Origin of the sequence: Micromonospora thermarum, assembly GCF_012034245.1 — a bacterium.
GTDB lineage: Bacteria > Actinomycetota > Actinomycetes > Mycobacteriales > Micromonosporaceae > Micromonospora > Micromonospora thermarum.
The window spans coordinates 171,530-193,826 of sequence record NZ_JAATEO010000002.1 but is presented as its reverse complement, the minus strand read 5'-3'; the positions used below and the strand labels follow the sequence as shown (position 1 = coordinate 193,826).

Annotated in this window: 23 protein-coding genes and 1 pseudogene; 3 read left to right on the top strand and 21 right to left on the bottom strand. The window is 75.1% G+C overall.

Features of this window, described 5'->3' with window-relative positions; all coding sequences use genetic code 11:
- Nucleotides 1-3 precede the first annotated feature (3 nt).
- From HCJ94_RS02675 to HCJ94_RS02625, 11 genes are all read right to left on the bottom strand, one after another.
- Complete coding sequence (locus tag HCJ94_RS02675) at nucleotides 4-975, bottom strand: alpha-ketoacid dehydrogenase subunit beta (protein WP_167999337.1); 972 nt, start codon at nucleotides 973-975, stop codon at nucleotides 4-6.
- Complete coding sequence (locus tag HCJ94_RS02670; RefSeq protein ID WP_167999336.1) at nucleotides 976-1,947, bottom strand: thiamine pyrophosphate-dependent dehydrogenase E1 component subunit alpha; 972 nt, start codon at nucleotides 1,945-1,947, stop codon at nucleotides 976-978.
- Nucleotides 1,944-2,735 (bottom strand): DUF3050 domain-containing protein, encoded by a 792-nt coding sequence (locus tag HCJ94_RS02665; protein WP_167999335.1) that lies wholly within the window; start codon nucleotides 2,733-2,735, stop codon nucleotides 1,944-1,946. The genes HCJ94_RS02670 and HCJ94_RS02665 overlap by 4 nt, the downstream gene beginning before the upstream one ends.
- 3 nt (nucleotides 2,736-2,738) lie before the next feature.
- Nucleotides 2,739-3,668 carry a phytanoyl-CoA dioxygenase family protein gene (locus tag HCJ94_RS02660; RefSeq protein WP_167999334.1) on the bottom strand — a complete coding sequence of 310 codons (930 nt, stop codon included), beginning with the start codon at nucleotides 3,666-3,668 and terminating at the stop codon, nucleotides 2,739-2,741.
- Complete coding sequence (gene hppD, locus HCJ94_RS02655; RefSeq protein ID WP_167999333.1) at nucleotides 3,665-4,777, bottom strand: 4-hydroxyphenylpyruvate dioxygenase; 1,113 nt, start codon at nucleotides 4,775-4,777, stop codon at nucleotides 3,665-3,667. Before hppD ends, HCJ94_RS02660 begins: the two co-directional genes overlap by 4 nt.
- 71 nt (nucleotides 4,778-4,848) lie before the next feature.
- Complete coding sequence (locus HCJ94_RS02650; RefSeq protein ID WP_167999332.1) at nucleotides 4,849-6,087, bottom strand: beta-ketoacyl-[acyl-carrier-protein] synthase family protein; 1,239 nt, start codon at nucleotides 6,085-6,087, stop codon at nucleotides 4,849-4,851.
- Nucleotides 6,084-7,700 (bottom strand): class I adenylate-forming enzyme family protein, encoded by a 1,617-nt coding sequence (locus HCJ94_RS02645; protein ID WP_167999331.1) that lies wholly within the window; start codon nucleotides 7,698-7,700, stop codon nucleotides 6,084-6,086. Before HCJ94_RS02645 ends, HCJ94_RS02650 begins: the two co-directional genes overlap by 4 nt.
- Nucleotides 7,693-8,208, bottom strand: a complete 516-nt coding sequence (locus HCJ94_RS02640) for a beta-ketoacyl-[acyl-carrier-protein] synthase family protein (protein ID WP_167999330.1) — start codon at nucleotides 8,206-8,208, stop codon at nucleotides 7,693-7,695. Before HCJ94_RS02640 ends, HCJ94_RS02645 begins: the two co-directional genes overlap by 8 nt.
- Nucleotides 8,205-9,284, bottom strand: a complete 1,080-nt coding sequence (locus HCJ94_RS02635) for a beta-ketoacyl synthase N-terminal-like domain-containing protein (protein WP_167999329.1) — start codon at nucleotides 9,282-9,284, stop codon at nucleotides 8,205-8,207. The genes HCJ94_RS02640 and HCJ94_RS02635 overlap by 4 nt, the downstream gene beginning before the upstream one ends.
- Entirely contained in the window at nucleotides 9,277-9,522 is a 246-nt protein-coding gene (locus HCJ94_RS02630; protein WP_167999328.1) for an acyl carrier protein, read from the bottom strand. Before HCJ94_RS02630 ends, HCJ94_RS02635 begins: the two co-directional genes overlap by 8 nt.
- On the bottom strand, nucleotides 9,522-9,788 hold the full coding sequence (locus HCJ94_RS02625; RefSeq protein ID WP_167999327.1) for an acyl carrier protein: 267 nt from the start codon (nucleotides 9,786-9,788) through the stop codon (nucleotides 9,522-9,524). The genes HCJ94_RS02630 and HCJ94_RS02625 overlap by 1 nt, the downstream gene beginning before the upstream one ends.
- Before the next feature lie 15 nt (nucleotides 9,789-9,803).
- Between HCJ94_RS02625 and HCJ94_RS02620 the strand changes: the two genes are divergently transcribed.
- Nucleotides 9,804-10,553 carry a 4'-phosphopantetheinyl transferase family protein gene (locus tag HCJ94_RS02620; protein WP_167999326.1) on the top strand — a complete coding sequence of 250 codons (750 nt, stop codon included), beginning with the start codon at nucleotides 9,804-9,806 and terminating at the stop codon, nucleotides 10,551-10,553.
- On the opposite strand, the pseudogene HCJ94_RS02615 reads toward HCJ94_RS02620, so the two are convergent.
- The 10 genes and pseudogenes from HCJ94_RS02615 to HCJ94_RS02570 form a co-directional block, all read right to left on the bottom strand.
- Nucleotides 10,481-11,880, bottom strand: a pseudogene (locus tag HCJ94_RS02615) (class I adenylate-forming enzyme family protein). The gene HCJ94_RS02620 and the pseudogene HCJ94_RS02615 overlap by 73 nt on opposite strands.
- Before the next feature lie 422 nt (nucleotides 11,881-12,302).
- Nucleotides 12,303-12,635: an antibiotic biosynthesis monooxygenase family protein gene (locus HCJ94_RS02610; protein ID WP_167999325.1), complete on the bottom strand. Its 333-nt coding sequence runs from the start codon at nucleotides 12,633-12,635 to the stop codon at nucleotides 12,303-12,305.
- Nucleotides 12,636-12,699: 64 nt separating this feature from the next.
- Nucleotides 12,700-13,980: a beta-ketoacyl synthase N-terminal-like domain-containing protein gene (locus HCJ94_RS02605; RefSeq protein WP_167999324.1), complete on the bottom strand. Its 1,281-nt coding sequence runs from the start codon at nucleotides 13,978-13,980 to the stop codon at nucleotides 12,700-12,702.
- 46 nt (nucleotides 13,981-14,026) lie between these two features.
- Nucleotides 14,027-15,298, bottom strand: coding sequence for a beta-ketoacyl-[acyl-carrier-protein] synthase family protein (locus tag HCJ94_RS02600; RefSeq protein WP_167999323.1), 1,272 nt, complete (start codon nucleotides 15,296-15,298; stop codon nucleotides 14,027-14,029).
- 106 nt (nucleotides 15,299-15,404) lie between these two features.
- Complete coding sequence (locus HCJ94_RS02595) at nucleotides 15,405-15,809, bottom strand: cupin domain-containing protein (protein ID WP_167999322.1); 405 nt, start codon at nucleotides 15,807-15,809, stop codon at nucleotides 15,405-15,407.
- On the bottom strand, nucleotides 15,802-16,509 hold the full coding sequence (locus HCJ94_RS02590; protein ID WP_167999321.1) for an SRPBCC family protein: 708 nt from the start codon (nucleotides 16,507-16,509) through the stop codon (nucleotides 15,802-15,804). Before HCJ94_RS02590 ends, HCJ94_RS02595 begins: the two co-directional genes overlap by 8 nt.
- Nucleotides 16,506-17,882: an acetyl-CoA carboxylase biotin carboxylase subunit gene (locus HCJ94_RS02585; protein ID WP_167999320.1), complete on the bottom strand. Its 1,377-nt coding sequence runs from the start codon at nucleotides 17,880-17,882 to the stop codon at nucleotides 16,506-16,508. The genes HCJ94_RS02590 and HCJ94_RS02585 overlap by 4 nt, the downstream gene beginning before the upstream one ends.
- Before the next feature lie 12 nt (nucleotides 17,883-17,894).
- Nucleotides 17,895-18,557, bottom strand: coding sequence for an acetyl-CoA carboxylase biotin carboxyl carrier protein (gene accB, locus HCJ94_RS29500; protein WP_373684181.1), 663 nt, complete (start codon nucleotides 18,555-18,557; stop codon nucleotides 17,895-17,897).
- 32 nt (nucleotides 18,558-18,589) lie between these two features.
- Nucleotides 18,590-20,299 carry an acetyl-CoA carboxylase carboxyltransferase subunit alpha gene (locus tag HCJ94_RS02575; RefSeq protein ID WP_167999318.1) on the bottom strand — a complete coding sequence of 570 codons (1,710 nt, stop codon included), beginning with the start codon at nucleotides 20,297-20,299 and terminating at the stop codon, nucleotides 18,590-18,592.
- Nucleotides 20,296-20,628: a TcmI family type II polyketide cyclase gene (locus HCJ94_RS02570; RefSeq protein ID WP_167999317.1), complete on the bottom strand. Its 333-nt coding sequence runs from the start codon at nucleotides 20,626-20,628 to the stop codon at nucleotides 20,296-20,298. The genes HCJ94_RS02575 and HCJ94_RS02570 overlap by 4 nt, the downstream gene beginning before the upstream one ends.
- A 404-nt stretch (nucleotides 20,629-21,032) precedes the next feature.
- On the opposite strand from HCJ94_RS02570, the gene HCJ94_RS02565 reads away from it, so the two are divergent.
- Together HCJ94_RS02565 and HCJ94_RS02560 are read left to right on the top strand one after the other, a co-directional pair.
- Entirely contained in the window at nucleotides 21,033-21,836 is an 804-nt protein-coding gene (locus HCJ94_RS02565) for an AfsR/SARP family transcriptional regulator (protein ID WP_167999316.1), read from the top strand.
- Between the two features lie 111 nt (nucleotides 21,837-21,947).
- Nucleotides 21,948-22,295: a TcmI family type II polyketide cyclase gene (locus tag HCJ94_RS02560; protein WP_167999315.1), complete on the top strand. Its 348-nt coding sequence runs from the start codon at nucleotides 21,948-21,950 to the stop codon at nucleotides 22,293-22,295.
- Nucleotides 22,296-22,297 lie beyond the last annotated feature (2 nt).

The window sequence follows — 22,297 nt, the reverse complement described above, 5'->3', positions numbered from 1 at the left end:
CTGTCACCCGTCCTTCATGAGGTGTTGGATGGCGGATCGCAGCTGCTCGCGGCCCGGCTGCACGGCCCGGTCCAGCGCCGGGGCGAAGGGCAGCACCGCGCCGTCCGGGCGGGTCACCCGGCGCGGCGGGGCGTGCAGCCGCACCCGCTCGACCACGCTGGCGATCACCTCCGCGCCGATGCCGCAGGACCGGTTGGAGTCGTCGACGACCACCAGCCGCCCGGTGCGGGACACCGACGTGAGCAGGCCGTCCCAGTCGAACGGGTACAGCGTGCGCGGGTCGAACACCTCCACCGACACCTGGTCGGCCAGGTCGTCGGCGACCGCGAGGGCGTCGTGGACGAGGTGTCCGACAGCGACCACGGTGACGTCGTCGCCGCGCCGGTGCACGCGGCCCCGGCCGAGCGGCACCGGCCGCAACGAAGCCACGTCCACGTCCGAGCGCACCTCCATCGCGCCGGCCGGGGCGAACACCACCACCGGGTCGTCGCAGCGGATCGCCGACACCAGCAGCCCGTACGCGTCCGCCGGGGTGGCCGGCACCACGGTGGTCACCCCGACGTGGGCGAACAGGCTGTACGGGTGGTCGGAGTGCTGCCCCGCCCACCCCGTACGCGACCCGGAGCCGGGCACCAGGTACGTGACCGGCACCGCGCACTGCCCGCCGGTCATCAGCGGGAACTTGTGCGCGTGGTTGACGATCTGCTCGAAGACCAGGAACAGCAGCGACGGGATCTGGAACTCCACCACCGGTCGCGCCCCGGCGAGGGCCGCGCCCGTGGCGAAGCTGGTGAACGCCTGCTCCGACAGCGGGGTGTCGCGGACCCGCTCGGGACCGAAGCGCTTCAGCAGCCCGGCGGTGACGTTCGACGCGGCGACCCGGATGTCCTCCCCGAGCAGGAAGACCTCCTCGTCGCGGGCCAGTTCGTCGGCGAGCGCCCGGTTGAGCGCCTTGCGGTACGACAGCCTCGGCATCTACCCACCTCCGGCGCGGGCGGTGAGCCCGCTGGCGTACAGGTGCTCCAGCGCGCCGGCCGGGTCGGGCTCGGGTCCGGCCAGCGCGAAGGCCACCACGGCGTCCAGCTCCGCCTCCACCGACGCGTCGACCTCCGCACGCCGGTCGGGGGCCAGCCGGGAGCCGGCGATCTCCACCGGGTCCCGGGACCGGCCCCGCGCCACCTCCTCCGGCGGCCGGTAGTCGAGGCGTACCGCGTGCTCGAAGGTGTGGTGGGCGTCGAAGCGGTAGGTACGGGCCTCGATGAACTCGGGGCCACCCCCGGCGCGCATGCGGCCGACGGCGGCCGCGGTGGCGGCCCGGACGGCCTCCGGATCCTGACCGTCCACCACGGACGCCGGGATCCCGAACGCCTCGGCCCGGCCGGTGATGCTGCCGGCCACCGCGCCGGCCACCGGCATCGTGGTGGCGTAGCCGTTGTTCTCGCAGACGAACAGCACCGGCACCCGCCACAGCGCGGCCAGGTTGAACGCCTCCAGCAGCATCCCCTCGTTGACCGCGCCGTCGCCGAGGAAGCTGACCCCGACGAGGTCCTCCCCACGGCGGCGACGCGCCCAGACCGCCCCGGTGACGATCGCGCCGCCGGCACCGACGATGGCGTTCGCGCCGAGCACGCCGACGGCGAAGTCGGCGGCGTGCATCGACCCGCCCCGGCCCCGGTTCAGGCCGGTCACGCGGCCGCACAGCTCCGCCATCGTCCGGGCCGGGTCGGCGCCCTTGGCGAGCACGTGCCCGTGCCCGCGGTGGGTGCCGGCCACCACGTCGCCGGGGCGCAGCGCCGCGCACACCCCGGCGGCGACGCCCTCCTGGCCCAGGTAGGGGTGGATGCCCCCGACGACGTGGCCGGAGCGGACGAGGTCGATCGCCCGCTCCTCGAACCGGCGGATGAGCCGTACGGTCCGGTAGAGCCGGACCGGGTCGGCCTCGGTCACCCGCGCCCCTTGATGGCCGCCAGGATGTCGTCCCACAGCCGGGCCCGGGCGGCGAGCGCCGTGTTGACCGTGTCGGCGCACTCCTGCCACTTCGCGTCGTCGTCCCCGCACAGGTCGGCGAGCATCTGCATCGCCATCGGGGTGTGCTGCTCGCCGTCGACCTCGATGTGCCGCTCCAGGTAGTCGACGAACTTGTGCAGCCGGTGCGTCCGCTCGTTGACGGCGACGACCTGGGTGAACATCTCGGGGATCAGGTCCTCCCGCCCGAACGCGAACGCGGCGGCCTGGCAGTGCACCGGGGTGGTCTCGATGATCCGCCAGGTGGTGCCGGCGAACGCCGCCGACGCCTCGGGCACGCCCGCCTCGGCCAGCGACTCGGCGACCGGGCGGCCGGCGCGCAGCAGGTCGATCAGGCGCTCCACCGGCCCGGTGTCGGCGCCGGCCTCCCTCATGCCCTGCACGTACAGCTCGAAGTGGCTGATATAGCCGTCGCCCAGCTCGTCGCTCTCCTCCACCATGACGATGTCGTTGATGAGCCGGCGGCTGCCGGTGGGGCCGGTCGGGATCCACGGCACCGTCACGCAGGTGAGCTGCCGCTGCAGGGACGTGAGCAGGGACATGAAGTCCCACACGGCGAAGACGTGGTGCTCCATGAAGGTGACGAGGGCCTCGTGGGTGTCGAGGTTGGCGTAGAGCGGGTGCCGCACCACCACGTCCCGGCGGGCGGTCACCGCCTTCTCCAGGCGCTCGATGCCCGGGTGCGTCTTCCCCCAGTCGTACCGTGACATGACTCAGCCTCCCTGCTGGGCGCGGTGGCGCCAGATGACCGGGCAGTATTCGGGGTCCGCGTAGTCCGGCCACCCGTCGTGGGTGCGGCGGACCAGCACGTCGTGGTTGTACGCGGCGAGGGTGCCGTCGGAGAGCGGGTACGCCCGCCAGGCGTTGTCGCCGTCCTGCAGGTGCAGCGAGATGGCCTGCCGGGGCCGTCCGCTGACGTTGGCGCCGCTGCCGTGGTACGTGCGGCAGTGGTGGAAGCTCATGTGTCCCTTGGGGATCACCATCGGGATCTTGCGGATCTCGGCGCCGTTGTGGGTGGCGTTGCGCGCCAGCATGTCCTCCAACTGGTCGCGGTCGCGCTCGGCGAAGTGCCGCACCACCGTGTCGTCGGCGCCGATCTCCCGCCAGCGGTGCGAGCCGTCGACCATCGTGATCGTGCCCATCTCCTCACCGCAGTCGTGGAAGGGGATGAACGCGGTGAGCATCCTCTCCGACGACGAGGACGCCCAGTAGTGCTTGTCGAAGTGCCAGGGCACGATGTTCGACGGCTCGCCGTCGATGGGCGGCTTGTAGATCAGGGTGGACTGGAAAACCCGGATCTCCTCGGCCTGCGCCAGCCGGGCGGCGACCGCCCCGATCAGCGGCTTGCGCAGGATCGCCCCGAGGCCGTCGTGCTCGTGGTGGACGTAGTCGTTGTGCCGCTGCACCGGCCCCTTCGACGGGTCCCAGTAGGCGAGCTTCGGCGGGCGGACCGGCAGGCGGCGGTCCCGCTCCCCGGCGTAGTACCGGTCGGTGGCCGCCGCGAGGGCGTCCACCTCGTCGTCGGTGAGCAGCTTCTTCGACAGGTACCAGCCGTGCTCGGCGTAGAACGCCACGTCCTCGTCGGACGGGAGCAGCGCCTCCTCCTCGGCGGTCAGCGTCGGGTCGAACTCCGTCGTGGTCAAGCCGTCACCCCCTGGGCTGTGGCGGCCGCGACGGCGGGTGTCGCCCCCGCCGCGGCCAGCTCCCGTTCCTTGGCCTCGTAGAGCGCCTTGATGTTGCCGCTGCCGAACGTCCGCGCCCCGCGCCGCTCGATCAGCTCGAGGAAGAGCGTGCGGCGCACGTGCATGGACTCGGTGAAGATCTGCAGCAGCTGGCCGCCGTGGTCGCGGTCTACCAGCACCCCCAGCTCACGCAGCCGCTCCAGCGGCGCGTCGACCCGGCCGACGCGGGCCTCCAGGTGGTCGTAGTAGCTGCCCGGGGTGCCGGCGAAGCGCACCCCGCGCCGGCGCAGCGTCTCCACCGCGCCGACGATGTCGTCGGTGCGCAGCCCGAGGTGCTGCACCCCGGCGCCGGTGTGCTGGTCGAGGAACGCGTCGATCTGCCCGGCCCGCCGGGTGGTGTCGGGCTCCAGCAGCACCAGGGTCACCCGCTCCGACGGGCTCTGCACCACCGTCGAGTTCATCGCCTGGCCGGCGACCTCGATGTACTCGTGGAAGATCTCCGCGAAGCCGAACACCTCCCGGTACTGCCGGACCGTCCCGGCGAGCTGCCCCGCCGGCACGCACACCGCCAGGTGGTCGATCTCGGCGAGCAGTTCCTCGCCGGCGTCGTCCTCCGGCGGCAGCATCTCGACCAGGCCCGGCAGGAACTCCCGCCGGTCCCCGCGCCGCTCGACCAGCCGGTGCACCACGTCGCCGAAGCCGTCCACCTCGGCGACGACGACCTCGGCGTCCGCGCCGGTGACGGTGGTCGGCGGCATGACTCCGGTCACGCCCCGGGCCACCAGCTCGGCGTACGCCCCGGCGGCGTCGTCGACCTCCAGCGCCACCACGGCGATGCCGTCGCCGTGCCGCTGCACGTACCGCGAGGCCGGGTGCTCGGCGGTCAGCCCCGAGGTGAGCACCATCCGGACGTCGGCGTGCCGCAGCAGCAGCGACCGCTGCCCCACCAGCCCGGTCTCCGGGCCGCCCTGGCCGCACAGGTGGAAACCCACCGCCCGGCCGAAGTAGAAGGCGGCCTGCCGGGCGTCCCCCACGTAGAGTTCGATGTGGTCTATACCACGGATGTCCATGTCCCAGCCCTTCGCACAGTTCCCCCCGTGACTGCCGTGCGGGCGTCACCCGCCCGCGGATTCGTGTGCCGTCACCGCCTCGGCCGGGCGGCCCGCGCGAGCAGGAGGCTCACGTTCTGGCCGCCGAAGCCGAAGGAGTTGGTGAGCGCGTAGCCGGTCTCGGTCGCCCGGGGCTCCTTGCGGATGTGGTCGGCCGGGCAGGCCGGGTCCGGGTCGTCGAGGTTCCAGGTGGGCGGTAGCAGGCCCCGCCCGAGCGCCAGCGCCGTGGCCGCCGCCTCCAGCACGCCGGACGCGCCGAGCAGGTGGCCGGTGAGCGCCTTGGTGGAGCTGACCGGCACGCCGTGCTCGCCGAAGACCTCGGCGAGCGCCGTGGCCTCCGCGACGTCGCCCAGCTTCGTGCCGGTGCCGTGCGCGTTGACGTAGCCGACCTGCGCCGCCGGTACCCCACCGCCGGCGAGCGCCCGCCGCATGCACTCCGCCGCGCCGGCGCCGTCCGGCCGTGGCGCGGTCGGGTGGTACGCGTCGGTCGTCACGCCGTAGCCGGCGACCTCGGCATACCCGCTCACGCCGCGCGCCGCGGCGTGCTCCGCGCTCTCCAGCACCAGCAGCGCCGCCCCCTCGGCGAGCACGAAGCCGTTGCGGCGGGTGTCGAACGGGCGGCTCGCCGCCGCCGGGTCGTCCCAGCCCCGGGCGAGCGCCCGGGCATTGCCGAAGGTGTCGGCGAACGTGGGGAACAGCGGCGCCTCGCTGGCCCCGCACAGCACCACGTCGGCCTCGCCCGCCCGGATCAGCCGCACCGCGTCGGCCACGGCCTGCGCGCCCGAGGCGCAGGCGGTGCCGACCGAGGAGCTGTAGCCGCGGATGCCGTACCGGATGGCGATCCGCGCCGACGGCATGTTCGGCAGGATCCCGGTCAGCAGGTACGGGTTGACCGCCGCGCGGCCCCGGGCGGCCCGGGCGAGCACCTGGGCCTCCAGGGTGGCCATCCCGCCGACCCCGCCGACGATCACCGCCATCCGTCCCGGAGCGACGTCCCGGCCCACCTCGATGCCGGCGTCGGCGAGCGCGTCCGCGGCGGTGAGCAGGGCCAGCACCACGATCCGGTCGAGCACCTTCGTGTCCGGCCCGGACGACACCGTGCGCGGGTCGATCTCGGGCAGCACCCCGGCGACCTCCAGCGAACCCTCCGCCGGATGCCCCTCGGGCGGGCGGACCAGGCCGGAGCGGCCGGTGCACAGCGCGTCGAAGGTGGCCTCGACGCCGCGTCCCACCGGCGTGAACAGACCCATCCCGGTGATGACCGCGGTCACGAGGTCGCCTCGCTGAGGTAGCGCTCCCGCAGGACGACCTTGCGGACCTTGCCGGTGACGGTGACCGGAATGTCGTCGGAACGGACCGGCACCACCCGGCGCAGGGTCGCGCCGACGTCGGCGCCCAGCGCGCCCCGTACCCGCTCGGTGCGGTCCTCGGTCTCGTCCGCGCCGGCCGCCAGTTCCAGCAGCACGTCGGTGACGACCCGGCCGCCTCCGGAGACGATGACCACGGTGCAGTCGGTGACGTCGGGGCAGGCGGCGAGGATCCGCTCCTCGGACAGCGCGGTGTAGAAGCGCTTCCCGTCGCCGGCGTCGACCGAGTCGACCGCCCGGTCCAGGTGGTAGTAGCGGCCGTCGGCGTCGGCGTACACCAGGTCGCCGGTCAGGTACCAACCGCGCTGCCGGAACCGGTACGTGGTCACCGAGTCGTTCCAGTAGCCCCGGAACAGCGACGGCGAGTCGATGCCCAGCCAGCCCACCTCGCCGGTCGGCACCGGGTCGCCGTTCGCGTCCAGCACCGCGACCTTCGTGAAGTGGTACGGGCGGCCGATGCAGCGGCCGTACCGGTTCGTGTCGCGGGTGTGGGTGACGTGGAACATCGAGTGCCCCATCTCGCTGGACCCGAGGCCGTCGATGAACACCGACCCGGGCACCCGGGTGACGCCCTCGCGGGTCATCACGTCCCGGGAGCCGACCGCCACCAGGCGGCGGATGTGCGGCTCGTGCGACGAGTCGCCGGTGTTGAACCACAGCCGCACCGACTCCAGGTCGTACGCGGACAGGTCGAACCGGGCCAGCTCCGCCCACGTCACGGAGAAGCCGAACACGCCGTCCGGGCGCCACCGCTGGATCGCGTCGAGCACCCGCTCACCGCCCTGGTCGGACAGGAGGAACATCTCCGCCCGGTTGCCGAGGGCCTGGTTGACCATGAGCACGGTGGCGGTGTGCGGGGCGGGCAGCGCGTTGAGGATCCGGCTGGTGCCCTGCGCCTGCGGCATGGAGAGCAGGTGCCGCGTCGCGGCGAACAGGCTGGCGTGCGAGTGCAGCACCGCCTTCGGCACCCCGGTGGTACCCGAGGTGTGGGTGATGACGACCGGATCATCAGCGTGGTGCCGGTAGTGGGCGGGAGCGGCGGCCGGGTCGCCCGTACCGGCCTCGGTGGGCGTACCGAGCACCGGCACGCCGAGGTCGTGCCCGGCGAGCAGCGCGGCGTGCGCGTCGTCGGCGAGCACCGCGACGCCGCGCAGCCGGCGGATGTACTCGGCGGCGATCTCCGGGCGCAGCTTGCCGTTCATCAGCGCCGGGATCGCGCCGAGGCGGGTCAGCGCGAGGTAGCTCAGCACCATGTCGGCGGCGGCGGTGGCCCAGACGGCCACCGGGTCGCGCGGCCCGATCCCCCGCTCGTGCAGCCACGCGGCGCGGGCGGCGACCCGCTCGTCGAGCTGCCCCAGCGTCAGTGGTGTCTCGGCGGGGTGCCCGTCCACGGTGGTGTCGAACGTGAGGCCCGGCCCGTCCGGGTCGGCGCCGTGCGCCAGCACCCGGGCCAGCACGTTGCCCGCCCCGATCAGCTCGTCGGCGGCGAGCACGCCGCGCAGTGCCCTCTTACTCATGGTTTCCTCCCCCCAGGAGCATCGCGACGGCTGACTCCGCACCGCCGTCCGATGCCGTCTCGATCAGGACCAGCAACGCCGCGTCGGCGTCGCCGTCGTGCAGCAGCAGGTCGGCCTCGGCGAGCCCGGCGGCGCGCGGGTCGCCGCCCGGTGCGAGGCAGACCACCGGACCGCCCAGCCCCCAGCGGGCGGCCACGTGCCCCGCCACGCTGTTCGGCACCGACTGGAAGAAGAACAGCGGGCCGGGCCGGCCGCCGCCGGCCACCGTGGCGCGGACGTGCGCGGCGCTGGCGTCGTCGCCGGTCGCGGTGACCAGCACCACCGCGGTCCGCTCGCCGTCCGGTGCCGGCGCCCGCCCGTACGCCCGGGTCAGGCACCGGTCCGCGACGGCCGCGACCAGCGGGTTGAACGTCGAGTGGACGAACCCGGGCAGCGGTGGCGGCGCGCCGTCCCCGGGCTCCGGCCAGGCCGCCTCGGCGCGCACCGTCGCCGTGTGCGTCCCGGTCATGCGGCACCCACGAGCAGGGCGGTGTTGGCGCCACCGAAGGCGGCGTTGAGGGTGAGCGCGTACCGGGTGGCCGCCGGGCGGGGCGCGTCCCGGATGACGTCCAGCGGGCAGTCCGGGTCGGGGCCGAGCCAGCCGGCGTTGACCGGCAGCTTGCCGTGCCGTACCGCCAGCACGGTCACCACCAGCTCGAGCAGGCCGGAGGCCTCCAGGGCGTGCCCGTGCAGGGCCTTGGTGGAGCTGACCGGGGTGTGTGCGACCGCCGGGCCGAGCGCGGTCCGCAGCGCCGCCGCCTCCGCGGCGTCGCTGTACCCGGTGCCGGTGGCGTTGGCGTTGACGTACCCGATGTCGTCCGCCGCCAGCCCCGCCCGGCGCAGCGCGGCGGCGACCGCGCGCGCCAGACCGCGCCCGGTCGGCTCCGGCTGGCACGGGTGGAAGGCGTCACCGGCGCGGCCCCAGCCGAGCAGGTCCGCCACCGGCCGCCGAGCCACGTCGGCGCGCTCCAGCACGACCGCCGCGACGCCGTCGCCGAGCAGCAGCCCGGTGCGTCCGGCGCTGAACGGGCGGACCGCCGCGTCGGTGGCGAGGGCCCGGCCGGCGTCGAAGAGCGCGTACTGGTCGGGCTCGACCAGGTAGCCCGCGGCGACCACCGCCCGGTCGACGTCACCGCGCCGGATCAGCGCCGCCGCGTCGGCCACCGCGCTGGTCGCCGACACACAGGCCGTGGTGTACGTCCGCACGTCCGGGAACCCGGTGGCGGCGGCGAGGCCGGCCGCCAGCGCCGGCACCGCCGCCCCGCCGTGCACCGCGAGCAGCAGGGCCGCCCCGGCCCGCCGGCCGGAGTCGAGCCCGGCGGACCGGCACGCCGTCTCCACCGCCTCGGCCAGCTCGGCGGCGAGGTCACCGGCGTCGGGCAGCGTGGCGGCGGCGTCGACCCGGCGCGGCCCGGTGTCGAACCGGCGTACCGGCCGGAACGCGGGAATCCCCGCGAGCACCCCGGCCAACTGCGCCTCGGCTCCCCGGCCGAGAGCGCTGGTCGCGTGCACGGCGGTGACCCGGACGCCGGCCGGCTCAGCCATCGGCGGCGACGGTCAGGGAGGTCCGGAAGACCGCCAGGGCGTCGTCGACGGTACGGATCCCGGCGAGCTGGTCGTCGGTGAGGTCGAGCCGCCGGTCGAAACGCTGCTCGACCAGGTGCACGAGCCAGGCCAGCTCCATCGAGCCGATGCGCTCGGGCACGTCGGTGGCCGGTCGGCCGGTGAGTTCGGCGAGCATGGTCACCAGGTCAGCTCGCCCCAGGTCGGGCTGACCGGCCATCAGGAGTGGTCGCTCGTCGCCCCGGCGACCCGGTCGGCGACCATCGTGGTGAACTCGCCCACGGTCATCAGGGCCAGCTTCTCCGACTCGTCGTCGGCGAACGTCAGCCCGTACCGGTCCTCGACCCGGACCGCCAGGTCGGCGAGGGCGAGGGACTCCAGGTCGACCCCGGAGGGGCCGAGGGTGGTGTCGTCGTCGATGTCCTCCACGTCGTAGTTCATGTCGGCGAGCTGCTCGACGACGAAGGCGCGGACCTCGGCTCTCATGGTTAACCTCTCTCCGTGAGCCAGTTACCGGTGCCCGGTCGGGACACCGTGTACGTGTGGATCGGCGGGGACGCCGGCGGTCGGCCGGCCGCCGCCGGGAGGCCGCTGCGGCGGGCCGCCGCCGCGCTGCTCGGCCGCCCCGATGCGGAGTTCGTGGTGGGTCACCGGCCGGGCGGGGGCCCGCTGGTCCGTTTCGCGTCCGACGTGGACGCCGCCCCCGGGCCGGCCGAGGTGCCGGCCAGCGTGAGCCGCACCGGCGGCATCATCGTGGTCGCCGTACGGGCGGGTGGGCCGGTCGGCGTGGACGTCGAGCGGTGCCGGCCGCTGCCCGCGCTGGGCCTCGCCGGCCGCTGGTACGACCCGGCCGAGGCGGCCTGGCTCGCCGGCCGGCCACCGTCCGGACGGGAGCGGGACTTCCTGCGGTTGTGGACCGCGAAGGAGGCCGTCGGGAAGGCGCTCGGCGTCGGGCTGCGCGACGGTGGCCTGCGCCGGCGGGTACCCGTGCCCGACGGTGCGGGACCACTGCTGCGACCGGTGCCGGGAAGCCCCGCCGTCCGGGTCGGTCATCCATGTACCGGCGGGGACCTGGTGCTGGCGGTCGCGGTCGCCGGCACGGCGGGCCCGGTGGAGGTCGTCGTCGAGGAGACGGTCGGGCGGGACGGGCAGGTCGTCGAGGCGGTGCAGCGGGCCGGTCACGGCGTCGCCGCCGTCCGCAGCGCGTCCGTCGACCGGACCAGCTTGCCCGTCGTGGTGCGCGGCAGCTGATCGAGCAGGCGCAGGGTGCGCGGGCGCTTGTAGCCGGCCAGCCGCTCGGCGAGCAGCTTGTCCAGCACCTCCTCCGACAGCGGCCCGTCCGGTTGCACGTACGCGGTGATGCCGTCGTCCCAGACCACCACGGCGGCGGCGACACCGGGCAGGTCGGCGACGGTGGCCTCCACCTCGGTCAGGTCGACCTTCATGCCGCCGACGGAGACCTGCGAGTCGAGCCGGCCGCGCACGGTGACCAGGCCGGTGTCGGCGTCGACGGTGCCGGCGTCGCGGGTGTGCAGCCACCCGTCGGACCAGCGGGTGGGGTCGGTGAGCCCGACGTACGGTGAGGCGGGGCAGCTCACCCACAGCTCGCCGGTCACCTCGCGCACCTCGATGCCGGAGCCGGGGCGATCGACGGCCGGTACCGCCCGTACAGGTCGGTGCCGATGACGCCGACCTCGGTCATCCCGTACATGTTGCCCAGCGGGACGCCGAACCGGTCGGTGAAGGCGCGGGCCACGGCCGCCGGCACCAGCTCTCCGCCGGTGGTCATCCGCTTGAACTGCGGCAGCGGGCGGTCCGGCCGGGTGGAGGCGACCAGTCCGATGTGGAACGGCACGCCCAGCACGGTGGCCGGGGTGTCGCCGGCGGCGATCGCGGCGAGCACCGCGTCGCCGCTGAGCCGCTCCGGCGGGACCAGCTCGACGCCCGCGTGCAGCCCGTAGAGCAGGCCACCGACGAGCCCGAGCACGTGGACCATCGACGGGAGCAGGATGATCCGCTCGCCGGGCAGCGCCACCCCGTCGATGCGGGTGTACCGGTGCACCTCGGCGACCAGGTCGGCGGCGGTGCGGCCGATCACCTTGGACGGACCGGTGGAGCCGGAGCTGAGCTGGATCACCGCGTGGCCGCTGACCGCCGGCCGGTCGGCGTACGGGGTGACGCCCTCGGTGACGTCGACGAAGACGCGCAGCCCGCCGCCGCCGGTGCGGACCGGCGCCACGACCACCTGCGGGGTCAGCCGCTCCAGCGCGCGGCCCACCTCGTGGTCGGTGAGGCGGTGGTCGAGCAGGATCGCCTGGGCCCCGCTGCGCCAGGTGGCGAGCAGGTTCACCACGTACGCCAGCGACGGCGGCATCCGCAGCGCGGCGGCACCGCCGGGACGCAGCCCCGCATCGGCGAGGCGGCCCTGCGCCTCGGTGACGAGCCGGTGCAGCGTGCCCCGGTCGACGGGGCCGGGCAGACGGAGACAAACGTCGGTCGGCCGACCGGCGAACAAAAGGTCGTCGACCCATCCGGGGTCTGTCGCCTTAGGATCTTCGGTCGAGGGGTCCACGCTCACTGCCGTTCACCGCCCAGCACAAAATAGGGCATCTCTGCCCATAAGAAGCGATCGTCGGGGTGCTGCGGCAGACCCTACGGCAGGCCTCAGATCCATTGCTAGATGCAAATGGCTAGATCAGAAAGGGCGGCCGGCCGGATTGCCGACAGCCGCTTCGCGGGGCAGGATCGGGCGCGTACGCCCGCACAGCGTAACCAACGGATGACACCTCGTGCGTACGGCACCCCCAGCCACCCGAACGGCCGATGGCGCCCCGGGAGCGCCGACCCCCCGGCCGGCCCAGCAACACGCCGCTCTCCGCGATCTTGCACTTTCGGCCCCTGCTTCACGCCATTTACGGCATTCGCCGGGGCAGGAACTGCAAGATCGCGGAGAGCGGCGGGCGGGCGGGGGCGGGGCGGGGGGCGTGGTGTGGTGTGGGGTCAGGCGGGGGTCAGGGTTGGGGTTTGGGCGTGGATGTGGAAGCGCACGGAGCGGGCGTCGGTGAAGCACTCCCGCATTGGGCGCACCAGGTCGCGGTGCTCCGGGCTGCGTTCCCATGCCTCGAAGTCCGCGAGGCTCGCCCATTCGCTGGTGATCAGCCACTGCTCAGGGTCGGTCGACGAGCGGCAGACCTGGTCGACCAGGTGCCCGGGCACGCCGTCGGCGACCAGGTGCCGCACCGCCTCGTACGCGGCGAGGAACGCCGCCGTCCGCTCCTCCGGCACCCGCACCAGGAACACCACCCGCGCCCGCCGCTCGCCGTTCTCGCTCATGCCGCCGCCTCCGTCCGGTCGGCGCCGCCACGAGACTCCCCCGCGCCGCGCCCGCTCCGCTCGCTCATGCGTCCCCCTCCGTCGGCGCGCCAACAGGACCAGCGCCGTTCCCCTCCGTCGGCGCGGCTCCACGCAGGACCAGCGCACTGTTGAATCCGTCGAAGCCGCGCGCGCAGACCAGCGCGACCCGGCTGCGGGGTCGCCGGCGCGCCCGCAGGAAGTCCAGCTCGCAGCCCGGCGCCACGTCGTCCGGCCCGGCGGACGGCGGCAGCGTGTCGTGGGCGAACGCGAGCAGCGCGGTCGCCACGTCCAGCGCCGCCCCGCCCTGGTGGGCCCGCCCGGTCAGCGGCTTGGCGGTGGTGACCGGGGGCGGCCGGTCGGCGAAGACGGCGCGCAGGGCGGCCGCCTCGCTGCGGTCGTACCGGGGGACGCCGAGCGCGTCGGGCAGCACCACGTCCACCGCGTCGGCACCGACGCCCGCCCGGTCCAGGGCCAGTCGCATCGCCCGGGCGTACTGCGCGGGGTCGCCGGCGCTGTCCGGTCCGGTGTGGACGGCGTCGTGGGTGGCGGCCCACCCGCTCACCTCGCCGTAGACGCGGGCGCCGCGCGCCAGCGCGTGCCCCAGCTCCTCCACCACGAAGACCGCGCCGCCCTCGGCCGGCAGGTAGCCGCTCGCCGCGGCGTCGAACGGCCGGTAGGCCCGCTCCGGGTCCGCGACGTCGCTCAGCATCCCGGAGGCCAGCTGGCAGGCGAGGGCGTACGGGCTGAGCGGGCACTCGGTCGCGCCGGCGATCACCACCGGGGTGCCCCGGCGGACCGCCCGGGCAGCGTGCGCCAGGCTGTCCAGCCCGCCCGCCGTCTCGGCGACCAGCACGCCGCACGGCCCCTTGAACTGGTGGTGGATGGAGAGCTGGCCGACGCTGGCCGCGTAGAACCAGGCGATCGACTGGTACGCCCCGACCGTGCGGGTCGGCCCGCCCCACAGCCGTTGCAGCTCCCGCTGCCCGAACAGGTTCCCGCCCGAGGAGCTGGCCAGGGTGACCGCGTAGCCGTACGGGTCGGGGGCCCGGTCGGGCAGCCCGGCGTCGGCCAGGGCGAGCCGGGTCGCCGCGAACCCCAGGTGGGTCCACCGGTCGGTCTGGACGAGCCGACGGTTGTCGGCGTACGCGGCGGCGTCGAACCCGGGCACCTCCCCGCCGTACCGGGTCGGGTAGCCGGTCGGGTCGAACAGCGTGATCGGGCCGGTGCGGCGGGTGCGGGCGACCACCGTCCGCCAGTGCGCGTCGGCGCCGATGCCGCTGGGCGCGACCACGCCGATCCCGGTGACCACCGCCCGCGCGGTCACCGCGGCACCGCCCCGCGTGGGCGGGCGGCGTACCGGCGCGCGCCGGTCACGGCGTCACCGCCGGCAGCCGACGGAACACCATGGCCGACTGGAAGCCGCCGAATCCGCTGCCCACCGACAGCGCCACGTCGACCGGCAGCTCGCGGGCCTCGTTGGGGACGTAGTCCAGGTCGCACTCCGGGTCGCGGGTGGTCCAGTTCGCCGTCGGCGGCACCACGCCGAACTCGATCGCGAGCGCGCAGGCGGCCATTTCGATCGAGCCGATCGCGCCGAGCGAGTGCCCGACCATCGACTTGATCGAGCTGACCGGCACCCGGTACGCGGCCTCGCCGAGCGCCCGCTTGAACGCGGCGGTCTCGTGCCGGTCGTTCTGCCGCGTGCCGGAGCCGTGCGCGCTGATGTAGGACACCTGGTCCGGGCGGATCCGGCCCTGCTTCAGGGCGTCGGCGATGGCGAGCCCCATCTCCAATCCGTCCGGACGCAGGCCGGTCATGTGGTAGCCGTTGCTGCGGCTGGCGTACCCGGCCACCTCGCAGTAGACGTGCGCGCCGCGCCGCCGGGCGTGCTCCGCCTCCTCCAGCACCAGCACCGCGGCGCCCTCGGCGAGGACGAAGCCGTGCCGGTCGGCGTCGAACGGGCGGGAGGCGTGCGCCGGGTCGTCGTTGTCCGGGCTGGTCGCCTGGATCGCGTCGAAGGAGGCGACGGTGACCGGGGAGATGGGTGAGTCGGCGGCGCCCGCGAGCACCACGTCGGCCTCGCCGTCGGTGATGAGCTGGTGGGCGTACCCGATGGCGTCGATGCCGGACGTGCACCCGGTGGAGACCACCTGGGCCGGGCCGTGCAGGCCGTACCGGCAGGCCACGTCGGCGGCGAGGCTGCTCGGCACCAGCGCCTGGTAGAGGTACGGGCCGCCGCGCGCGGCGTCGACCAGCCAGCGCCGGCCGCCGTCGCTGACCGCGACGTACTCCTGTTCCAGCGCCATCGTGCCGCCGACGGCGGTGCCGAGCACGACGCCGGCGCGGTCGCGCTGGGCGTCGGTCAGGTCGAGGCCCGCGTCGGCGACGGCCTCGGCGGCGCAGGCGAGCGCGAACTGCACGTACCGGTCGGCGCGGCGGCGCTCGGCGTCGGTGAGGCCGGCGGCCACCGGGTCGAAGTCGCACTCGGCGGCGATCTGGGAGCGGAACGGCGACGGGTCGAAGAACGTGATCCGCCGGGTCGCGGTACGCCCCTCGGTGATCGCCTTCCAGAACCGGTCCCGGCTGGCGCCGCCGGGGGCGACCACCCCGACACCGGTCACCACCGACCGGCGCCCGGTCACGACGTCACCTCAATTCGCGACCGCGGGGCTCGCAACCCCGGCTCAAGCGCGCATTCCGGCTCGACCGCGTCCCACGCGAGCCGACCCGGAACGCGCGTCCTCGCGCTCACGACCCACCCCGCTGCGCGACCAGCTCGGTGTCGACGTGACCGAGTTCGGGGCGGGGTGCGAGGGGGCCCAGGTGGAAGACGACCTCGGCGTCCTCGGTGCCGGTGTTGCGCAGCCGGTGCCGGACGTTGACCGGGACGAACAACGCCTCGCCGGCGGCCAGGGCCACCGGTTCGTCGTCGAGGTCGACGGTGATGGCGCCGCGCGCCACGTACAGGAACTCCTCGCTGTAGGGGTGGTAGTGCTCGGCGATGCGGTCCCCGGGCCGCAGCGTGGCGACGCCCATGAAGCCGGAGGTGCTGCCGACGGTGCGCGGGCCGAGCAGCACCCGCAGCTCGCCGCCGCGGCGGGTGTCGGCGGCCACGTCGGCGGCGGAGACCAGTCCCTGGATCTGCTCACTCATCGTGGCCCCCCGCCAGCCGCTCGATCTTCTCCTTGATGACCGCGAGCTGCACCGCGCTGTTGGCGTTGATCCGGTCGGTCATCTCGGCGTTGCCCACCGGCGCGGTGGACTTCATGGCGAAGTCCTGCACCCACGTCATCCGGGTGCCGCCCGGCTCCTCGGTGTAGCGCCAGTGGATCCGCATGTACTCGAACGGGCCCGGCTCGACCCGGTGTGCCCGCACCTCCCGGCCGGCCCGGTCGGCGGTGCGTTCGCTGACCCAGCTCCACGCGATGCCGTTCTCGTCGGGGTGCATGGTGAGCCGGAACCGCACGGTGTCCCCGTCGCGGTGCAGGATCTCGGCAAGCGCGTACTCGGTGAACAGCCGTGGCCAGCCGGCGACGTCGTTGGTGACGTCCCAGACCAGCGGCAGCGGCGCGGCGATGACAATGCTGTTCTCGGTGTGGCCGGGCGGCTCGGCGCGCCGCGCGACCAGCTCCGCCACGGCGGCGATGCTGAGCTGGCCGGTCTGCTCGGGGATCCGCACCTGCCAGCGGTCCGCCACCACGGCGGACAGTTCGAGCAGGGCGAGCGAGTCCATGCCCAGCTCCTCCAGGGAGGCGGCCGGGGCGCGGGCGGCGGCCTCGGCGTCGAGCCCGCAGTGCGTCACCAGGATGTCGGTGATGTCGGCGGCGAGCGGGCGGCCGTGGGTGACGGTCATGGGTTCCTCCTCGGTGCGACGGGCGGGACGGCGAGCAACTGGTCGACCAGGCCGGTGCAGTAGCGCCCCTTGCGGAAGCCGGCGTCGTCGAGCACGCGGCGGACGAACGGGATGGTGGTGCGGACTCCGGGGCCGGCGACGTCGAACTCGTCGAGCGCGCGTTCCAGCCGGTTCAGGGCAAGTTCCCGGTCGGGCGCCCAGACGGCCACCTTCGCCAGCAGCGAGTCGTAGTGGGGGCCGATCAGGTAGCCGGGGCGCCCGTGGGTGTCGACCCGCGTGAACGGCCCGCCGGGCGGTACGAAGCGCTCCAGCCGGCCGGGGGTCGGCGCGAAGTCCCGGTCCGGGTCCTCGGCGTTGACCCGGCACTCGATCGCGACGCCGTGCGGGCGGATGTCCTCCTGCCGCCAGCGCAGCGGGACGCCGGCGGCCACGTGCAGCTGCTCGTGCACCAGGTCGATGCCGGTGATCATCTCGGTGACCGGGTGCTCGACCTGGATCCGGCAGTTGATCTCCAGGAAGTGGAAGCGTTCCTCCGCGTCGATGAGGAACTCCAGGGTGCCGGCGCCGGTGAAGCCGACCTCCAGCGCGCCGCGCAGGGCGCAGTCGGCGATCGCGTCCAGGGTGCCGGCCGACAGCGCCGGCGCCGGGGCCTCTTCGACCAGTTTCTGGTGGCGGCGCTGCACCGAGCAGTCGCGGGTGCCCAGGTGCACCCCGTTGCCGTGGGCGTCGCAGAGCACCTGCACCTCCACGTGCCGGGCGCCGGTGAGGTAGCGCTCGACGTACACCCGGTCGTCGCCGAACGCGACCTGGGCGGCGGCGCGGGTCCGCGCGTACGCCCGGGGCAGGTCGGCGGGGGTGTGCACGACCGTCATCCCGCGCCCGCCCCCGCCGGCGGCCGCCTTGACGATCACCGGGTAGCCGACCTCGGCGGCCACCCGGGCGGCGTCGGCGGCGGTCGGCACCGGCGCGACGCTGCCCGCCGGCAGGGGCAGCCCGGCCCGCCGCATCAGCGCCCGCGCCGACGACTTGTCGGCCAGCACGGACATCACGTGCGGGGGCGGGCCGACGAACGTCAGCCCGTTGTCGGCGCAGATCTCGGCGAAGTCGGCGTCCTCGGAGAGGAACCCGTAGCCGGGATGCACGGCCTGCGCGCCGACCAGGCGGGCGGCCTCGACGATCGCGGCCGCGTTGAGGTAGCTGCGCCGGCTCGCCGCCGGTCCGATGAGGACGGCCTCGTCGGCGAGGCGTACCGCGGCCGAGTCGGCGTCCGCCGTGGAGTAGACGACCGCGGTCCGGATTCCCAGTTCTCGGCAGGCGCGCAGCACCCGCAGGGCGATCTCGCCCCGGTTGGCGATGAGGACCTTCCCGAACATCGCCCCACCACCTCAGGCCGGGTCCAGCGCGAGCAGCGGCTGGTCGTACTCGACCGGTTGGCCGTCGTCGGCGAGGATCTCGGCCACCCGTCCGGCCCGGTCGGCGGTCACCTCGTTCATGAGCTTCATCGCCTCGACGATGCCGACGACCTGGCCCGGGTGGACCCGGTCGCCGACCGCGACGAACGGCGCCGCGCCGGGCTCCGGCGCCCGGTAGAAGGTGCCGACGATCGGCGAGCGCACCGCGTGCCGGGCCGGCCCGGCGGCTGGCGGTGGGGATGCCGGCGGGGCGATGGCCGGCACCTCGACCGGGGTCGCCGGGAGCGGCTGGACGCTCTCCGCCGGCGGGTGCCACTCCACCTCCAGCACCGTGTCGCCCCTGCGCAGCAGGATCCGCCGTACCGGCCCGTCCAGGTCGGCCACGAGCTCCCGCGCGTGCCGGCGCAGCCCGGCCACCGCGTCGGCCGGGGCCGGGTCGACCACGCCAGCCGCGTCCGGGGTGCCGGTCCCGCCCCGCGCCGGCGGGACGGTGGCCGGCGCCGCGACGCCGGTGCCGCCGGGGGCCGTGGCGCCGGCCGGGGCCGTGCCGGCGGCGGGGGCGCCGGTGCCGGCCGGGACCCCGGTGCCAGGGGGTCGGCCGGCACCGGCGGGTCCGTCGCCCGCGCCGCCGTTCACCGCCGGTACGCCGACCGGCGCCGTCCCGGCGGTCACCGGGCACCCACCCGGGTGCCGAGGCGCGCCGCGCCGAAGCGACGGAATCGCTGCCGGCGCCGGCGGACCAGGGTCGCGGTGGGCACGTCGAGCAGCGGCAGCAGATGCGCCAGCACCGCCTCCCGCACCGCCCGCACGGCCGCCGCCGGATCCTGGTGCGCGGCGGGTGCCGGCTCGGCCACCAGGGCGTCGACCACGCCGAGGCGGCGCAGGTCCGCACTGGTCAGCCGCAACGCCCGGGCGGCCTGCGGAGCCGCGGACCGGTCCGGCCAGAGGATCGCGGCGCACCCCTCGGGGCTGATCACCGAGTAGACGGCGTGCTCCAGCATCAGCACCCGGTCGGCGACCGCCAGGGCCAGGGCGCCGCCGCTGCCGCCCTCGCCGGTGATGACGGCGACGACGGGCGTGGGGAGCGTGGTGAGGGTGAGGATGTTCTCCGCGATCGCCGCCGCCTGGCCCTGCTCCTCGGCGCCCACCCCCGGGTCGGCGCCCGGGGTGTCGACGAGGGTGACCACCGGCAGGCCCCACCGGGCGGCGAGCCGCATCAACCGCAGCGCCTTCCGGTGCCCGGCCGGGCTGGCCATCCCGAAGTTGCGGGCCATCAGCTCGGCCGTGGTGTGCCCCTTCTGGTGCCCGATCACCATGACCGGCCGTCCGGCGAGCTCGGCGAGGCCGCCGACGATCGCCGGGCAGTCCGCGGCCAGCCGGTCGCCGTGCAGCTCGACGAAGCCGTCGAACGCCGACTCCAGGTAGTCCAGGGTGGTCGGCCGTCCCGGATGCCGCGCCAGCCGGACCGTCTCCCAGGCGTCCCGCTCGCCGCCGCGGGGCACGCCGGGCCCGCCGGCCGGTGTCGCGTCGACCGGCGGGCGCTCCTGCCGGGGTACGCCGCGACGTGCGCCCCGGCGCCCGCCGGCGGTGGCGAGCAGCGCCGCGAGCCGGCCGCGCAGGGCGTGCCGGGGCACCACCATGTCCACCTGGCCGTGCCGCAGCAGGAACTCGGCGGTCTGGAAGCCGTCGGGCAGCTCCCGGCCGGTGACCTGGCGGATCACCCGGGGGCCGGCGAAGCCCATCCGGGCGCCGCTCTCGGCGATGACCACGTCGGTGTTGGTGGCGAAGGAGGCGGCCACCCCGCCGTACGTCGGGTCGGTGAGGACGCTGACGCTCGGCACGCCGGCCTCCCGCAGCGCGGCGACGGCCTGGCTGACGGTGGCCATCTGCATCAGCGACAGGACGCCCTCCTGCATCCGCGCACCGCCGGAGGCGGTGACGAGGACCAGGGGAACCCGCTCGGCGAGGGCCCGTTCGGCGGTCCGGGTGATCAGCTCGCCGACCGCGCAGCCCAGGCTGCCGCCGAGGAACCGGAAGTCCATCACCGCGAGGGCGCACGGGTGCCCGCCGATGTGGGCGGTGCCGCAGACGACGGCCTCGGCCAGCCCGGTACCGGCCCGCGCGGCGGTGAGGCGGCGCGGGTACGGCAGGACGTCGACGAAGCCGATCGGGTCCACCGCGGCGGCACGGTCCGGCAGGGCGGTGAACGACCCGGGATCGACCAGCTGCGCCAGTCGTGCGGGTGCGTCGAGCCGGGCGTGCGTGCCGCACTCGGGGCAGACGTCCAGGTTGCGCCGCAGTCGCTTGCGGTAGAGCAGGCTGGCGCAGCCGGCGCAGCGCGACCAGAGCTGCTCGTCGCGGGGTGCCGTGGCGGTCACGACCCCGCCCCGGGGGCGTCGAACCGGTAGAAGCAGCGGGCCATCGCGTCGCGCGGTTCCCGCCACGTCGGCAGGTACGGCGAGACGTACGGGCGCAGCCGGTCGCTCACCCGGGCGAACTCCGGGTGGCCCCGGACCGCCGCGACCGCGCCCTCCCCCGGCAGGTCCGTCTCCAGCAGGTGCACGTACAGGTCGTGCAGCCGGTACAGCGACCGGTGCCGGACCCCGGCCAGGCGGGGCAGCTCGGTCGCGTCGGACTCGGCGAAGATCTCCGCGACGCGCGCCTCGGCGGTCGGGTCGACCTTCGCGACGATCAACGAACGGTCCATGGATGGGCCTCCCCCCACGGCGCCGGACGCCGGTGGCGCCGGACGCCGACCGAGCCGGACGACTGGCGACACCCTGGCCCCGTCGGCGTCACCACCGCGTCACCGTCCGACGCCGAACCCGGCTTTTTGGTGACGATGCGTTGACGCTAGCTGTGCATCCGCTGTGGAGACACAGTCGGACGGAGGCGACTATGCGCAGTTCAGAAGGGGTTTCGCGGCTGTCGACACCCCGACCGACACGTTGACTCAGAGTGACCGTGATTGATAATCTTCGTCACGGTCAGCCCGGCGGCCGTGACGCGCGACGCCGTGCCGCGGCACAGGGACCCGACACCGGGGTATGGGCAGCCGCGCCGGGACACCAGTCGAGGTTTCTCCGACGAGCGTTCCGCAGGGGGTACGCCGTGGCCGTCGATCCGTCCATGCCGACCGCCGGGGACCGCGCGGGGGCGCCCATCCGGCTGCACCTGCTGGGCGGGTTCCGGCTGCTGCACGGCGACACCCCGGTGGTGGTGCCGCGCGGCCTGCAACGCGTCCTCGCGCTGGTGGGCCTGCGCCCCGGTGCGACCCGCAGCCACCTGGCCGGGCTGCTGTGGCCGGACGCCCCCGAGGAGCGCGCGCTGTCCTCCCTGCGCACGGCCCTGTGGCGGCTACGGCAGGACCCCTGCTGCCCGCTGACCACCAGCGGCGACACCGTACGGCTCGGACCGGTGGTCCGGGTCGACGTCGACGCGCTCGTCGGCACCGCCGCCCGGGTCCGCGACGGCGACGACCCGTGCACCGCCGCGGCGCTCGCCGCCGGCCGCCACGACCTGCTGCCCGGCTGGTACGACGACTGGGTGCTGGCCGAACGCGAACGGCTGCGGCAGCTGCGGCTGCACATGCTGGAGGGGCTGGCCGACCACTACCTCGCCGCCGGCCGGCACGGCGAGGCCCTCGAAGCGGCGCTGGAGGCGATGGCCGCCGAGCCGCTGCGGGAGACACCGCACCGTCTGGTGGTCCGCATCCACCTCGCCGAGGGCAACGCGTTCGAAGCGGTGCACGCGTTCTACGTCTACCGGGACCTGCTGCGGCGGGAGCTGCGCCTGGAGCCGTCCGCCACGATGACCGCCCTGCTCGACGAGACACTGGGGCCCATCCGGCAGGCCAGCCGCGACACCCCGGTACGCCGGCCGGCGGCCGAGCGGGCGACGCCCCGCGCCCGCTGACCCGCGTCACCGGGCCGGGAGCCGGCGTGACGGGCAGGTGACAGCCGCCCGGGCAGCGTGGACCGCACCACCCGGCCCACCGGCCCGGGCACCACCGGCGGAAGGAGTCCCATGAGCCGTCTAGTCATCGTCAGCAGGATCATCCCGGGCGCGGAGGGCCGCGTGGCGCAGATCTTCGCCGAGTCCGACGCCACCGAACTGCCGGGCCTCACCGGGGTGACGCACCGGTCCCTGTACTGCCTGCACGACCTGTGCGTCCACCTGATGGAGACCGCGGACGTCGACCCGGACGCCCTCGCCGGCGCCCGCAACCACCCGCTCTACCGGCAGGTCAACGAGCGGCTCTCCGCGCACACCACCCCGTACCTGCCGACCTGGCGCTCACCCCGCGACGCCATCGCCGGCTGCTTCTACCGCTGGGACGCCGCGGACGCCGCCGCGCCCCGCGTGGCCGGCTGACC

Excerpts from the sequence above, each read along its gene's own strand:
- HCJ94_RS02635 (WP_167999329.1), bottom strand. The coding sequence starts at position 9,284 with ATGGCTGAGCCGGCCGGCGTCCGGGTCACCGCCGTGCACGCGACCAGC.
- HCJ94_RS02625 (WP_167999327.1), bottom strand. The coding sequence starts at position 9,788 with ATGAGAGCCGAGGTCCGCGCCTTCGTCGTCGAGCAGCTCGCCGACATG.
- HCJ94_RS02610 (WP_167999325.1), bottom strand. The coding sequence starts at position 12,635 with ATGAGCGAGAACGGCGAGCGGCGGGCGCGGGTGGTGTTCCTGGTGCGG.
- HCJ94_RS02585 (WP_167999320.1), bottom strand. The coding sequence starts at position 17,882 with ATGTTCGGGAAGGTCCTCATCGCCAACCGGGGCGAGATCGCCCTGCGG.
- HCJ94_RS02645 (WP_167999331.1), bottom strand. The coding sequence starts at position 7,700 with ATGAGTAAGAGGGCACTGCGCGGCGTGCTCGCCGCCGACGAGCTGATC.
- hppD (WP_167999333.1), bottom strand. The coding sequence starts at position 4,777 with ATGGACATCCGTGGTATAGACCACATCGAACTCTACGTGGGGGACGCC.
- HCJ94_RS02640 (WP_167999330.1), bottom strand. The coding sequence starts at position 8,208 with ATGACCGGGACGCACACGGCGACGGTGCGCGCCGAGGCGGCCTGGCCG.
- HCJ94_RS02665 (WP_167999335.1), bottom strand. The coding sequence starts at position 2,735 with ATGTCACGGTACGACTGGGGGAAGACGCACCCGGGCATCGAGCGCCTG.
- HCJ94_RS02570 (WP_167999317.1), bottom strand. The coding sequence starts at position 20,628 with ATGGACCGTTCGTTGATCGTCGCGAAGGTCGACCCGACCGCCGAGGCG.
- HCJ94_RS02590 (WP_167999321.1), bottom strand. The coding sequence starts at position 16,509 with ATGACCGTCACCCACGGCCGCCCGCTCGCCGCCGACATCACCGACATC.
- HCJ94_RS02630 (WP_167999328.1), bottom strand. The coding sequence starts at position 9,522 with ATGGCCGGTCAGCCCGACCTGGGGCGAGCTGACCTGGTGACCATGCTC.
- HCJ94_RS02675 (WP_167999337.1), bottom strand. The coding sequence starts at position 975 with ATGCCGAGGCTGTCGTACCGCAAGGCGCTCAACCGGGCGCTCGCCGAC.
- HCJ94_RS02560 (WP_167999315.1), top strand. The coding sequence starts at position 21,948 with ATGAGCCGTCTAGTCATCGTCAGCAGGATCATCCCGGGCGCGGAGGGC.
- HCJ94_RS02595 (WP_167999322.1), bottom strand. The coding sequence starts at position 15,809 with ATGAGTGAGCAGATCCAGGGACTGGTCTCCGCCGCCGACGTGGCCGCC.